The organism is Shewanella corallii (assembly GCF_023349125.1).
In the GTDB taxonomy this organism is placed as follows: Bacteria; Pseudomonadota; Gammaproteobacteria; order Enterobacterales; family Shewanellaceae; genus Shewanella; species Shewanella corallii.
This window is the reverse complement of sequence record NZ_JAKIKT010000001.1, coordinates 977,187-991,597: the sequence shown is the minus strand read 5'-3', so window position 1 is coordinate 991,597 and position 14,411 is coordinate 977,187. Positions and strand designations below refer to the sequence as shown.

9 protein-coding genes and 1 riboswitch are annotated in these 14,411 nt (G+C 50.9%); of the genes, 4 read left to right on the top strand and 5 right to left on the bottom strand.

The window, feature by feature from the left end; all coding sequences use genetic code 11:
* Nucleotides 1–5 precede the first annotated feature (5 nt).
* Nucleotides 6–2,927, top strand: coding sequence for a neutral/alkaline non-lysosomal ceramidase N-terminal domain-containing protein (locus L2725_RS04335; protein ID WP_249247794.1), 2,922 nt, complete (start codon nucleotides 6–8; stop codon nucleotides 2,925–2,927).
* 45 nt (nucleotides 2,928–2,972) lie between these two features.
* Here L2725_RS04335 and L2725_RS04330 read toward each other — a convergent pair whose 3' ends face one another.
* The 5 genes from L2725_RS04330 to L2725_RS04310 all read right to left on the bottom strand — a co-directional run bounded on the left by L2725_RS04330 (nucleotide 2,973) and on the right by L2725_RS04310 (nucleotide 8,829).
* Nucleotides 2,973–3,929 carry a helix-turn-helix transcriptional regulator gene (locus tag L2725_RS04330; RefSeq protein ID WP_249247793.1) on the bottom strand — a complete coding sequence of 319 codons (957 nt, stop codon included), beginning with the start codon at nucleotides 3,927–3,929 and terminating at the stop codon, nucleotides 2,973–2,975.
* 581 nt (nucleotides 3,930–4,510) lie between these two features.
* The gene (locus L2725_RS04325; RefSeq protein WP_248934589.1) at nucleotides 4,511–5,089 is read right to left on the bottom strand and encodes a thymidine kinase; all 579 of its coding nucleotides are present in this window, start codon (nucleotides 5,087–5,089) and stop codon (nucleotides 4,511–4,513) included.
* 113 nt (nucleotides 5,090–5,202) lie between these two features.
* The gene (locus L2725_RS04320) at nucleotides 5,203–6,762 is read right to left on the bottom strand and encodes a Na+/H+ antiporter NhaC family protein (RefSeq protein WP_249247792.1); all 1,560 of its coding nucleotides are present in this window, start codon (nucleotides 6,760–6,762) and stop codon (nucleotides 5,203–5,205) included.
* A 107-nt stretch (nucleotides 6,763–6,869) separates the two neighbouring features.
* Nucleotides 6,870–7,066, bottom strand: a riboswitch (Lysine riboswitch).
* 89 nt (nucleotides 7,067–7,155) lie between these two features.
* Nucleotides 7,156–8,079, bottom strand: a complete 924-nt coding sequence (locus L2725_RS04315) for an electron transfer flavoprotein subunit alpha/FixB family protein (RefSeq protein WP_248934587.1) — start codon at nucleotides 8,077–8,079, stop codon at nucleotides 7,156–7,158.
* Complete coding sequence (locus L2725_RS04310) at nucleotides 8,080–8,829, bottom strand: electron transfer flavoprotein subunit beta/FixA family protein (RefSeq protein WP_115135090.1); 750 nt, start codon at nucleotides 8,827–8,829, stop codon at nucleotides 8,080–8,082.
* Between the two features lie 618 nt (nucleotides 8,830–9,447).
* Here L2725_RS04310 and L2725_RS04305 point away from each other — a divergent pair.
* The 3 genes from L2725_RS04305 (at nucleotide 9,448) to L2725_RS04295 (ending at nucleotide 14,372) form a co-directional block, all read left to right on the top strand.
* Nucleotides 9,448–9,843, top strand: a complete 396-nt coding sequence (locus L2725_RS04305) for an H-NS histone family protein (protein ID WP_115135092.1) — start codon at nucleotides 9,448–9,450, stop codon at nucleotides 9,841–9,843.
* Between the two features lie 155 nt (nucleotides 9,844–9,998).
* Nucleotides 9,999–13,088 carry an amidohydrolase family protein gene (locus L2725_RS04300; protein ID WP_249247791.1) on the top strand — a complete coding sequence of 1,030 codons (3,090 nt, stop codon included), beginning with the start codon at nucleotides 9,999–10,001 and terminating at the stop codon, nucleotides 13,086–13,088.
* An 18-nt stretch (nucleotides 13,089–13,106) separates the two neighbouring features.
* Entirely contained in the window at nucleotides 13,107–14,372 is a 1,266-nt protein-coding gene (locus L2725_RS04295) for an amidohydrolase family protein (protein WP_249247790.1), read from the top strand.
* The last annotated feature ends 39 nt before the right edge of the window (nucleotides 14,373–14,411 follow it).

Below are 14,411 nucleotides of genomic sequence, written 5' to 3'. Positions count from 1 at the left end.
AAATTATGAAGGACCTAAAGAGACTCACCCGTACCCTGCTGACGGCAGGCCTGATGTCCGCCAGCCTCAGCGGCTATGCCGGTAACTGGCAGTTGGGCAGCGGCATATACGACATTACCGGCCCGGCGGGTGATACCACCATGCTGGGCTATGGCGAGCTGTCCCAAAAAGTCAGGGGTATTCACACCCGGCTCTGGTCTAGGGCCTACGCTATAGAGTCATCCGCCAACGGTGAAATGGTGATCTTCGTTTCGGCCGATCTGCATAATATGCCTCAGGGCGTGAAGCAGGGAGTGATGAAAAAGCTCAATCGTACCTATGGTGAGCGATTCAATGATGCCAACGTGATGCTCACCGCTACCCACACCCATACCGGCCCAGGCGGATTCGACCACTATATTCTGCTCAATGCGGGCACATTGGGATATGACAAGCCGCATTATGATGCCATTGTGGAAGGCATTTTCCAGTCGATTAAACGCGCCATCGAAACCCGTGAGCCGGGAGAAATCTATTTTAACAAAGGCGAGTTGGCTGATACCGCAGTCAACCGTAATCCCGGTGCTTATGACCTGAATCCGGACAGGGGGCAATATGGCAACAGTCGGGTGAATGAGAACATGACCTTGCTGAAACTGGTCAGCGACGGTGGTGAAGAGATAGGAAGTATCAACTGGTTTGGCGTACATAACACCTCTTTTGGCAAACACCAGCAGCAGATAAGTGGTGACAATAAAGGTATTGCCAGCCAACTCTTTGAAAAGAGTAAAGGCAGCAACTACCAGCAAGATTCGACCTTTGTGGCTGCCTTTGCCAATAGTACTCTGGGGGATATCTCCCCCAATTACTGCGGACAACGCAATGGTTGTCGCTATACCGAAGCCGAAAGCGCCCTGTTGTCGGCAACCAAACAGTTTGAAAAAGCCCAACAGCTCTACCGGGATGCCAACGTCACACTCAGTAATGAATTGCAGATTCGGCACCAGTATGTCTATCTGCCCGAATACTCAGTCACCGAGGAGTTTGGTTACGAACAGCAGGCGGCACGCATCTGTGAAGGAGAGTTTGGCCTGTCCTTTCTGGCGGGCTCATGGCATGACGGCTATGCGGCAACACTCGGCACCTGGGAAGGCATGAGTCTGGCGACCTCGGTCGGATTTGCACTACCGGGACTACACTGGTTTGCCCCCATCAGCTTTCGTCAGATCAGCCGGAAAATTTGTCAGTATCCCAAACCTGGGTTTGTCGCCAACAACACCCACCTTGGAGATCTCTATACCTCTTATATTCCGTTCCAGCTGTTCACCCTTGGTGAGCTGGCCATTGTGTCGGTCGCCGGTGAAATGAGTACCATGGCAGGCAGGCGGCTGGAGAGTCAGTTGCTGGACCAACTCAGCAGCATAGGGGTTGAGCATGTCGTCATCGCCGGGCTGGCTAATGCCTACCATGGTTACATCACTACGCCAGAGGAGTATCAGGCGCAGAGATACGAAGGTGCCCATACTATTTTTGGCCCCAATACGGCCTCTGCCTACATGCAGATATACAGCGAACTTGCCGATGCGCTGGTCAGTGGCAGACGAGTCAATGCCGGACCGACGCCACCGGATTTGTCCCTGCATCAACGCCTGCTGGTCACACCGCCTTTGGTGGATCTGCTGCCGCCCTTCGAGCACTTCGGCCAGGTTCATCAGGATGCCAATGATGGCTATCTGGTCAATGATGAAGTCTGGGTCAAATTCCGTGCCGGTACCCCCAACAATCACTATATGACCCAAAACTCCTTTCTGGAGGTACAACGCTGGCATAACGGGGAGTGGCAAACCTACCGCACAGATAATGATATAGACACAACCTTTGTCTGGTACAAGGATCCCAATCCTCTGTGCGTCCAGTGTTCCTTCGCCGAGGTGAAGTGGACGCCGGACAATCAAACTCCCACAGGCATGTATCGGATTGTCCATAAAGGTCATTGGCGGGACGCGGTGATGCAACACTATTATGAAGGCTACTCAAAAGATTTCTTCGTCGCCAACGTGAGGAATCAGGTTGCCCTCAGCAGTAGCCACGGTCAGTATTTGTCGGCGGTCAATAATGGCGGTCAGGGGCTGGACGCTAATGGCCAGGCCATTGACAGCTGGGAGATCTTTGGCGTGGTCAGATTCGAGGAAGCATTCTCTGTCACGCAGGCAAACCAATGTATCCGCCACGGTGATTTGATCGGTCTGAGAACCGGCAACGGCCACTATATCAGCGCCCCAGGCAACGGCGATCTAGATGCTAATCGGCCACACTTCAGAGCCTGGGAGCAGTTCAGGCTGGTTAACCTGTCAAACCCCGCCGGTTGCTGGCAGAGCACAGACGCCATCGCCCTGTATCATCCCTCCAGCCAGAAATTTGTCGCAGCTGAACCCACGGGTCAGGCGGTTGCCAAGTGGGGCGCGATCAACGCCTGGGAAACCTTTGGGCTGACGCTGATAGAAGAAAAACTGAAACACTCTCAGATCTCCCTGCTCAGCAGCCATGGCACCTATGTCTCGGCAGATCAGGCCGGCGGGGGCCCTGTGTTTGCCAACCAGGGGCATATGTTGAAGTGGGAGCGATTCCAGTTGCGAACTCTGGAGCCGGACAACCTGTCAAACTGTGTTCGCAGCGGTGACCGCATCAGTTTGCGCACTGACAAAGGGCATTTCTTCAGCGCCCGCAGTCAGGGGGATCTGCTGGCCGATGGAAAACGACTGGCTGAGTGGGAAAAGTTCACCCTGCACAACCACACTCGCAGCGGCTGCCTACAGTATGGTGACAGTATCTCGCTACAAAGTACCCATGGGAAATATATGATGGCCGACGCTAATGGCCCGAAAAAGGTGAGCGCTGGCAGCCATCATATGCAGGCCTGGGAGACCTTCAACATTATTATCCACTGAGCACTCAGGGGCACCATCAGGTGTCCCTGCCTTCCCAGTCATCATTCAGGATTTACTGTCATTGGCGTTCAGTAAGGCAATTAGCTCACTGCGGCTGGAGATCCCCAGTTTCTGATAAATACGATACAGATGATTGGAGACAGTGGATGGAGACAGTTGCAGCGCTTTGGCAGCTTGTTTAAAGGTCATCCCCTTCTCCAACCAGGAGGCAATTTCCAGCTCTCTGGCGGTCAGCTTATCCAGAGGTCCCGGGACGCGGGCTTCAATCTTGTACAGTCGATCAACCTGACTAACCCTGAATACCACTGAGTCTGACTTAATGTCCTCATCACCGCGGATCTGAAAAGGAAAGTAGTTCTCGTCAGTAATACTGAGCTCAGTCCCAAGAGCATCCAGAAACCGTCGAAACCCGTCAGAGACGTGACGATAAAAACCATAATAATCACAGATCGCAAAGGCCCCTGCGTCTCCCTGAGACGGTAAGCTCAATTTATAATTATGATCACCGGCGAACACCAGATGTTGAATCAACCTGTTAATCAGTTGCCTTTCAGCTTCTGTGAAATCCCGCTCTGGATCAAAGCGGTATAAACTGACCAGTGAATACAACTCGCTGGCTTTTTCTTTATAAGCCGTCGCAATAATGCGGCTGATGTTATAGGGCTTAAACAACAACTGATAGAGCTCAGAAGCAAAGAACTCATCATCAGACAGTAGCTCACTCATGACGATACTGGTGTTCAGTTTCTTCATCACCATTTTCGCCATCGGGTTGTATATCAGGCTGTTTCTGAGCTTGGCACCATAGTCTTCATCCAGCCCAAAAACATGGCAACAATGGAACTCATAGGTTTCATAGCTACCGGTTCCCCACAATCCGGCGTCAGCATCACAGACCCGGGCAAATTCCGCCAGGGCCCAGTCACGAAAAGCTGTTGGCTCAGACTCTCCGGCACGGCAATAGAGTTCTTTAATGAAATGTTCTGACGCCGTCAGTTCCATAACTCCCCTCCAATGACACCTTGCCTCCAGCAGTTATCACCAAGCAGCCGTCATATACTGAAATAAAACGCTAAACAAAGGCAAACAAGCTAATCACTCAGACTGGCAAGGTCAACCGTTTGAATCCCAAGCAGTTGTCATCTTCAGAGAGCAGGTAGCCGACTCTGCGCAGGGACAGACTCCAGCCTCCTGTTCAAATAAGAGATTAATTCAAGCGGTTAGAGAAAAACCTTGCTCAGAATAGAGGCAAGCTTTTGCAGCGTTCAACGCTAACATGCAGTTTAAATGAAACTTTTTGAACCCAATGATACAGGCAGGCTTTCAACTCCTGAAGATAGGGATATGTGGAATGTACCGAAATATCCAGTCGATTCGCTGACACCTGAGCAGTGTCTTTCAGTTCAAATATGCCCAGCTAGATGTGTTGGGTTAATCTCTCGACTGTTCATTGATAACGGGATATCTGCGGGCCCGCGCACATCCGCCGTCTCCCCATCAATAGTAGATGCAAGGCTTCACCTAATTGTCAGTAAACAAAAAGGAGACCTCAGGTCTCCTTTTGTTAAATCGGCGGATCGGTATTAATCCCAGAGCGCTTCACGAAAGTGATTGCGGCACACTGATTCATAGCTTTCATTGCCACCGATAGCGACCTGCTCGCCCTCTTTCATGGCATTACCGTTGCCATCCAGACGCAGCACCATATTGGCTTTACGGCCACAGTGACAGATGGTTTTCAATTCAACCAACTTATCAGCCCAGGCCAGCAGATATTGGCTGCCCAGGAAGAGCTCGCCCTGGAAATCAGTGCGCAAACCATAGCAAAGCACCGGAATGTCCATCTTATCCACCACATAGGCCAGTTGCTTAACCTGCTCTTTGCTGAGGAACTGACATTCGTCCACCAGTACACAATGCAAAGTTTGTGCGGCATGGGAGCTGGCTATCATGTCGACCAGATTGTCACTTGCACCAAAAACCTGAGCATCAGATTCGATACCGATCCGGGATGCGACTTTGCCTACGCCATATCTGTCATCGATAGAAGCTGTCATCACCAGCGTATTCATACCGCGTTCACGGTAGTTATAGGATGACTGCAATAAAGAAGTCGACTTACCGGCATTCATCGCCGAGTAGTAGAAATAAAGCTGCGCCAAAATCAGGTCCCCAATTAAATGTACCGGCGAATATTACCATTCCAGCCTGCCGCGTACACCTATAAAAAAGCGCGGCACTCCGGCCGCGCTGTAAAGTCAGTTTTGCGTTGCTATCAACGACTGCCCGCTTTTATCTTGAGGTAAATAACACTCAAGACAAACAGCACGCTACAGGTTGCCAGACCCGCCAATACCGACTCGGTAAAGCCCATCACGACATAACCGGCCAAACTCAGCAGAGCAACAATCACAGCGTATGGCAGCTGGGTGACCACATGGTCGATATGTGGGCAGCTGGCACCGGTAGAGGACAGAATCGTGGTATCTGAAATAGGTGAGCAGTGGTCACCAAATACTGCACCGGCCAGAACAGAAGCCAACATTGGCAGCATCATGGCGGAGTGACTACCCATGGCCATATCTGCAGCAATAGGCAACATAATGCCGAAGGTACCCCAACTGGTTCCGGTCGCAAACGCAGTCAGACCAGCCAGAATAAACATAACCGCAGGAAGGAGTGCGAATGGGATATTGCCGGTGGCCAGACTGGCCATAAACTTACCGGTTTCCAATTGGCCAATCACTGCGGCTATGGTCCAGGCAAACAGCAGGATCCAGATAGCAGGCAGCATGGATTTGGCGCCGGCGGTAATGCCCTGCAGGATCAGTTTTTTCTCAACACCCTGCTTGAGCACCATAGCCAGGGTCATGGCCAGGCCCACCAGGGCACCAAAGAACAGTGACTCACTGACGTTGGTATTTTCAAACGCTTTAATCAGGTCAAAAGCCAGGCCTTTCTCTTCCAACACAGCCGCACCGCTTGACACCATAAAGTACACAGTGGCAACGACCAGAGTACCGATTGGCAGGAAGAGCCCGGCAATCTTACCTGTGTCAGCTTCCGGCAAATCTGCATCAGCCCCCGGAGGCGTTTTGGCAGGGTCCCACAACTCACCCTTCTGAGCGTTCTGCTCATGGGTACGCATTGGCCCCACATCCAGTCCAAACAGCGCCACACAGATCAGCAGCAAGAGTGCGAAAATGGCATAGAAGTTCATCGGAATCATTTCGATGAACACATTCAGGTGACCCATTTCACTCATGCCATGGGTCGCCAGAATGCCACCAATCAAGGCAATGATGTATGCACCCCAGCTTGATACCGGTGAGATCACGCATACAGGCGCTGCGGTGGAATCCAGCAAATAGGCCAACTTGGCACGGGAGATATAGTATCTGTCGGTCAAAGGACGGCTTACACTGCCCACAACCAGAGAGTTGAAATAGTCATCAATAAAGACAACACAACCCAGGAAAATAGTCAGCAGCTTGGCATCACGTTTACAGCGAATACGCTGACGAGCCCACTCAGCAAACGCGCGGGCGGCACCACTGACGGTGATCAGCGCGGTGATCATGCCCAGCAGTACAAGGAATCCGAGAATATAGACGTTCCAGCTGTTCAGTGCGCCATCGGCCCAAAACAGTTTTACGGCACGGTCGCCTAAATAGGATGCAGTGTTAGCGACATTAAAATCAGTCAGCAACAGGCTGCCCAATAAAATACCCACTCCAAGAGACAACAATACCCGGCGCGTTAATATCGCCAGTACGATAGCTACCACAGGCGGCAACAAAGATAACGCCGAATCGGCATAACTGATGACTGTCATAATTGTTATATTTTCTTTCGTTGTTGAATACGACGAATGGAGAACACTGAAGGAATGGGATAAGTCACGGCCACGTACAGAAAGTACGCGGAATGAAGAGCACCTGTCCTGTCAGTAGCGCTCCATAGTAACTTCTTCCCATCATCCCGGTGGGAAATACTATGGCAGTGCTGCTCCTTTCGGAAACAGCCCCAGCGACTGGCCGCGATATGCTCAATCACTTCGGCGTTAACTCCTTTCCCGAAAGATTACAGGCATCACCCTAGCAATCGGTACTGATAGTTAACGCTCCTCTACTTAAGAACACCTGGATTTCAGGCGTGAATGAGATAAAACCATAAGCGGCCGGGATATTGTAATCCCAAAGCCGCTTATCGTGACCGAGTTCACAGATTAAATCAACTTGGTCAGTGCAGGCACAGCCTCAAACAGGTCAGCTGTCAGGCCGTAATCTGCCACCTGGAAGATAGGCGCATCAGGGTCCTTGTTGATCGCCACGATCACCTTGGAATCCTTCATACCTGCCAGGTGTTGGATTGCGCCGGAAATCCCCACGGCGATATACAGCTCAGGCGCAACAATCTTACCTGTCTGACCAACCTGCAGGTCATTCGGTACAAAGCCTGCGTCAACAGCGGCACGGGAAGCACCAACAGCTGCCCCCATCTTATCTGCCAGAGCTTCCAGCAGTTCAAAATTCTCGCCACTGCCCATACCCCGGCCACCGGAAATAATCACACCGGCACTGCCCAGTTCAGGACGCTCTGATTCAGTCAGGGCTTGAGACACAAACTCAGTGGAAGCCTCATGAACACTGCCAACAGCAACAAGCTCAGCAGCGCCGTCGTTGCCTGCGGCATCAAATGCGCTCGGACGAACTGTCATCACTTTCTTGTCATCCAGGCTCTGAACAGTAGCCATAGCGTTACCCGCGTAAACAGGACGCACAAAGGTGTCGGCATCAACCACTTCAACAACATCAGACAGCTGAGCAACATCCAACAGAGCCGCTACACGTGGCAACAGGTCTTTGCCCTGGCTGCTTGCAGGGGCCAGAATATGGCTGTAATCACCGGCGACCTCGACCACCAGCTTGGACAGGTTTTGCGCCAGATGGGCACTGTATACCGCGTTGTCAGCCAGCAGGACTTTAGCCACACCGCTCAGGGTCTTGGCTTCCTCGGCTACCGCAGCACAATCACTGCCGGCAACCAGCAGATGAATATCGCCACCGATTTGTGACGCAGCGTTAATGACTTTGGCAGTTTCAGGCTTAAGGCTGGCATTATCATGCTCTGCAATTACTAGAATCGTCATTTAGATCACCTTCGCTTCGTTCTTCAACTTCTCAACCAGAGCTTCCACCGAGTCCAGCATCACACCGGCTTCACGGGCTGCAGGAGGGGTCACCTTAAGCACTTTCTGGTGGGACTTGAGGGTCACACCCAGCTCTTCCACGGTCAGCACATCCAGCGGCTTACGCTTAGCCTTCATAATATCCGGCAGTTTGGCATAACGAGGTTCGTTCAAGCGCAGATCCGCAGTTACGACAGCTGGCAAAGGCATGGACAGAGTTTGCAGACCACCATCCACTTCACGGGTAACGGTCAGCTTGTCGCCTTCCACTTTCACTTCAGAGGCGAAGGTCGCCTGAGGAGCATCCATCAAAGCTGCCAACATCTGGCCCGTCTGGTTGTTATCTCCATCGATGGACTGCTTGCCCAGGATAATCAAACCCGCCTGCTCTTTGTCCTGAACGGCTTTCAGCAGTTTGGCAATAGACAGTGGCTCCAGCGCTGCATCGGTTTCAACCTGAATACCGCGGTCGGCACCCAGTGCCATAGAGGTACGCAGTTGCTCCTGAGCAGACTTGTTGCCCACAGTCACTACTACAACTTCAGTGGCGATACCGGCTTCTTTCAGTCGGACCGCTTCTTCTACTGCAATTTCACAAAATGGGTTCAACGCCATTTTCAGGTTAGCTGTCTCAACATCGGATTGATCAGACTTAACCCGAACTTTGACATTGGCATCTACGACACGTTTTACCGGCACCAATACTTTCATGGGTTTCCTTCCTAGGCCTCTTATTTCACTGTAAAAAGCAAACATACGAACGCTTGCTTTTACGGTTGCACTGGCGCACCAGCACAGATGTTACGCCACTTTACTTATTGTTTACGTTTACGTCAACTAGACGCGTTTGACTTATTATAGTCGCGATTGCTCCCCTTCGTCAGACACGGGAGTAGCAGGATAAACATGCAATAAACAGAGGTAAGCCCCACTGGATTTGCCGCTTATAAATCGAGGGCGGAAAGTGGAAACAAGACAGTAAGGTAAACTCAAGCTGCGGGATAATTCTTCAACTACACATTATATAGAAAGGCTTTTATATAAGCTGAACACGCCACTCCCCCTAACCGCCAATAAAGCACTTAGGTACCACATCTATCCCTTTTGTCTTCATTTTTGATAGGCGGGCACCACCTTTGTTAGGCTTATTTGAGGATTAAACCCAGGCAATTAGCGTTAAAATTAGCCTGCTAATACTGAATTCTTATTAATGTATGCAAAAATAGCTTTTAAAAAATCAATTTTTATTTGATTCACGAGCTATTAGTTTCTATTATTCCTGCAGACATAAAATTTTAACTTAGTTTAATTAACTCGGAACATAAAGTTATGAGCGAATTCCTTGAAGTATTGACCCATGCCCGCCGTTTTAAAGCTGCTGTTAAAGAGCTGTCTTTGGAAGAGCTGCAGGATCTGGCCGCTAAGCTGAACAAAATCATTGAAGAGCGTGAAGCCGCTGCTGAAGAGGAACAAGCAGCAATGGCAGATCGTATTGCCAAGATTGAAGAAATCCGTAAGCAAATGGCTGAAGTTGGTCTGTCTCTGGACGACCTGGGTGGCGCTGCCGGTACCAAAGCGGCGCCAAAGAAGCGTGCTCCTCGCCCAGCCAAGTACAAAATTGAAGTTGCTGGTGAAACCATCACCTGGACTGGCCAGGGCCGCATGCCTAAAGTATTCAAGGCAGAGCTGGACAAAGGCGCATCTATGGATGACTTCCTGATCTAATCAGGATTATCCCGGATACAAAAAGCCCGCCAAAATGGTGGGCTTTTTTGTGCCCTTAAAAAGTTAAAAACACTTACAATTCCAACTTGGTTTTTACATTCCAATTAGATAGGCTCATGCTACCTCCGCCCTATTTATTGGATGACAAAACAAAAATGATAAATAACCCGGTCACCCGCTATTCGGCTTTGGGACTGTTGTTGTTTTCCCAGACTGCTTTAGCCAAAACTCCTTTGACCCAAGGTAACGAAGCCCTCACCGCACTTACCGGTGCAACCATTCATATTTCCCCCGAAGAACAAGTAGAAAACGCTACTCTGCTTGTCAAGGGTAAGAAAATATATGGCGTTGTCGATAACGATGATATTCCCAAGCACGCTTTGGTGCTGGATTTAGCTGGCTACACCTTGTATCCGGGATTTATTGATCCCTACGCTGATTATGGTATCGAGTTCAAATACCCAAAACCTGACAATAAACCACCTGTATATGAAGTGAAGCAGTTGGGAGCCAAGTCCGGAAACACTGCAATTCATGCCGAAAAAGATTGGGTCGACTACATTAGCCCAAATAAAGCAGCTGCCGCCAAATGGGTAAATAATGGCTTTACCTCAGTGCAAAGTGCCAAGCTGGACGGTATATTTCAAGGGCGTGGCGTCACCCTGTCATTGTCGGAAAAACCAGCCAATGAAGTGATTTACCAAAGCCAGGGTAAACACTTTATGTCCTTTCACAAGGGCTCTTCTATTATGGATTATCCAAACTCCCTAATGGGTAGTATGGCGTTAATCCGTCAGACGTTTGCCGATACTCTCTGGTATCAAAACAATAAAGATAAAGATGACTTTAATGCCTCATCTCCGGCTTTTGTTATGAATTCAGCCTGGGGCAATCTGGTTCCGCTGGAGCAACAACAGTTTATTTTTGCCACAGATAACCTCAATAGCCAGCTGCGCGCCGGTCACTTAATGCAGGAGCATTCCCTGTCAGCTACTTTGCTGGGTAACGGTAAAGAGTATGCTCGCCTTAATGAGTTAAAAGGGATTAATGCGCCGGTTATTCTGCCGCTTAATTTCCCTAAAGCGCCTGATGTCAGCGATCGTGATGCCGAGCGTCAGGTCACCCTTGAACAGCTCCGTCACTGGGAGCGGGCACCATTTAATCCTGCACTGTTGGCCTCTGAAGCCATCCCGTTTGCATTAACCCTGCATGACACAGATGCCAAAGCCTTCTGGAAACGTCTGCGGTTAGCGGTAGATATGGGACTGAGTAAAGAGGATGCACTGGCAGCCCTGACAACGGAAGCAGCACAGATTGCCGGCGTCAGCGAGCTGGCCGGTAAGCTGGAAAAAGGTTATATCGCCGATATCGTGGTCGCCAAAGGTGACCTGTTTGAAGATGGCGAAATCTACAGTGTCTGGATGCAGGGGGACGAAACGATTCTCAAGCCCAGAGCTGAGCAGGCACTGATTGGTGAATATCAGATCAGTTTCAATGGCCTGGAGCTTGACCTCGTGCTTGAGCAAGGCAAGAAACTGTCTGGCGTGCTGTCCGGTGGTGAGCAGGAGATCAAACTCAGCAAGCCGGTGCTCAAAGGGCAGCGTCTGTCATTCAGTGCTGACCTCACCGAAGCGGGTGTTGAAGGTGTTGGCCGTTTCGTCATCTGGTTTGATGATAATAAGGGTAGTAGCCTGCATGGCCAGCTGACCGATGCCAAGGGCGCTATCACCCCGGTCGCCGGAACCCGCAACACGTCCTCCACTGCCGAAGACGAAGATAAAGACAGTAAACCACTGCCCACTGAGTTGGTTGGTCGTCTGACTTCGCCCAATGTCGCCTATGGTTTAAGCAGCCTGCCATCGGCAGAAAAACTGCATATTAAGAATGCGACTGTGTGGACCTCTGAAGCTGAAGGTGTGCTGGAGAACGCAGATGTGCTGATAAAGGATGGAGAGATCCAGGAAGTCGGTCAGTCTCTGAGAACACCATCGGGTTATAAAGTGCTGGATGCAGAGGGTAAGCACCTGACCGCCGGGATTGTGGATGAGCACAGCCATATCGCCATCAATGGCGGCACCAACGAAGGCTCAGATGCCATCACCTCTGAAGTTCGTATCGGCGACATTCTGGATCCTGATGCCATTGCCATCTATCGCTCTTTGTCTGGAGGCGTGACAACAGCCCAACTGCTCCATGGCAGTGCCAACCCGATTGGCGGTCAGGCACAACTGATTAAACTGCGTTGGGGCGAGGACGCTTCGTCACTGAAGTTTAAAGGTGCGCCTTCTGCCATTAAGTTCGCCCTGGGTGAAAACGTTAAACAAAGCAACTGGGGTGACCAATTTACTACGCGCTTCCCGCAAACCCGTATGGGGGTTGAGTCGCTGTTCCGTGATGCCTTCGACGCGGCAATGGAGCATGACAAGGCGAGAACTGACTATGACAAGTTACGCCGTTCAAGCCAGCGGAAAACTCTGGAACCCAAGCCGGATTTACGTCTGCAGGCGGTAGCCGAAATTTTGAAGGACCAGAGGGATATCCATATTCACTCCTATGTGCAATCAGAGATCCTGATGTTCCTGCAGCTGGCTGAGGAATATAACTTTGATATTGCGGCCTTTACCCATGTGCTTGAGGGTTACAAGCTGGCTGACGAGCTGGCTGCTCAGGGAGCCGGGGCATCCACCTTCTCTGACTGGTGGGCCTATAAATTTGAGGTATATGACGCGATTCCGCAAAACGCCTGTCTGATGAATGACAAAGGGGTGCTGACCAGCATCAACTCAGATGATTATGAAATGCAGCGCCGTTTGAATCAGGAAGCGGCCAAGTCTGTGATGTACTGCGGCATGAGTGAAACCGATGCCCTCAATATGATCACCATCAACCCTGCAAAACAGCTGGGGGTCGGTGACAAGGTCGGTTCGATTAAAGAAGGTAAACAAGCGGATCTGGTGCTTTGGGATACCCATCCCCTGTCTGTGTACGCCAAAACTCAGGCTGTCTGGGTAGACGGCAAGCGCTACTTTGACCGTACCCGTAATCAGCAGGAGACCCGCCTTCTGGGTGAAGAGCGTGCGGCACTGATCCAGAAACTACTCGCCAGCCCGGCCAGTCGTAAACAGGGAGAGCTGCCAGCCGACAAGCTGGAGCCGGAATGGCACTGTGATACTCACTACAATGCCTGGGGCGAGAACAGCCATATCCACTCTGGCCATAACCACTCTAGCCATAACCATCACTAACAACGGGAAAGTATAAAGATGCGAGTTTTAGCTATGATGACTGGCCTGTTGATGGCCTCCCCGGCGCTGGCACATGATATGGTGCCGGGCGCTCCCCAGTCACAACCAATATTGTTGCAAAATGCCCTGGTGCATACGGTTTCCGTTGGCAGCCTGGAAGATACGGATATTTTGATTGAAAACGGCCTTATCACCGCCGTAGGCTCAGACCTGCAAGCCGATGGAGCTCAGGTAATCGACCTGACAGGTAAACAGGTTTATCCGGGCCTGATTGCGCTTAATACCTTTCTGGGGCTGACAGAAATTTCCATGGTGCGCGCCACCGTGGATACTGCAGAAGTGGGCAAACTCAATCCGGAAGTCAAAGCCTCTGTGGCCTTTAACCCGGACTCAGAGCTTATCCCCACTGTACGCAGCAACGGCATCACCCATGTTCAGGTGGTTCCTCAGGGACGTGGTCTTACCGGTCAATCCACTCTGGTCAATCTGGACAGCTGGACCATAGTCGATGGTGAAGTGGATACCCCGGCAGCCATCCATCTTCACTGGCCAACGGTTTGGCGCTGGTCCAGCGATGAAAAGAGACGTAAAAAGCAACAGGAACAACTGGATGCAGATATCCAGACTATCCACAGTGCATTTGAAGATGCTTACCGCTATCACCTGGCAGCAAAGGCCGACAAGGTCACCAGTTCAGATATCCGTTGGCAAGCCATGCTGCCGCTGTTCAGTGGTGAAGCCAAACTCTTTGCCCATGCCGATAACCAGGGTGATATCGAACAGATACTGGATATCGCCCGCCGCTACAATATCAAGCCTGTGATTGTTGGCGGATATGATGCCTGGCGCATGCCGGAAATGCTCAGTGAAGCCGGGGCATCTGTCATTTATCCCCATGTGTTCAGCTTCCCCCGTCGCAGTGACGAACCGATTGACCTGCCATTCCGCATTCCAGCCATGCTGGAACAGGCCGATATTCCCTTTGCCTTTGGTTTCAGAGCTGACTGGGATGCCCGTAACCTGCCTTTTGCGGCAGGACAGAGCATCAGCTACGGCCTGAACAAGCAGGATGCACTGAAGGCTGTCACCCTGGATGCTGCCAGGATTATGGGAGCAAACAAAATGGGGTCGATTGCGCCGGGATATAAAGCCAGCCTGATTATCAGCAGCGGCGATATATTCAATCCCATGGAAGCCAATATCGAAGCCATGTATATCGATGGCCGTCAGGTGGATCTCAATAATCGTCACAGGCAGCTTTATCAAAAGTACCTGAAGCGATAGAATTTCCTCGGGAATCATTCAACAGCGGACAATGAGTCC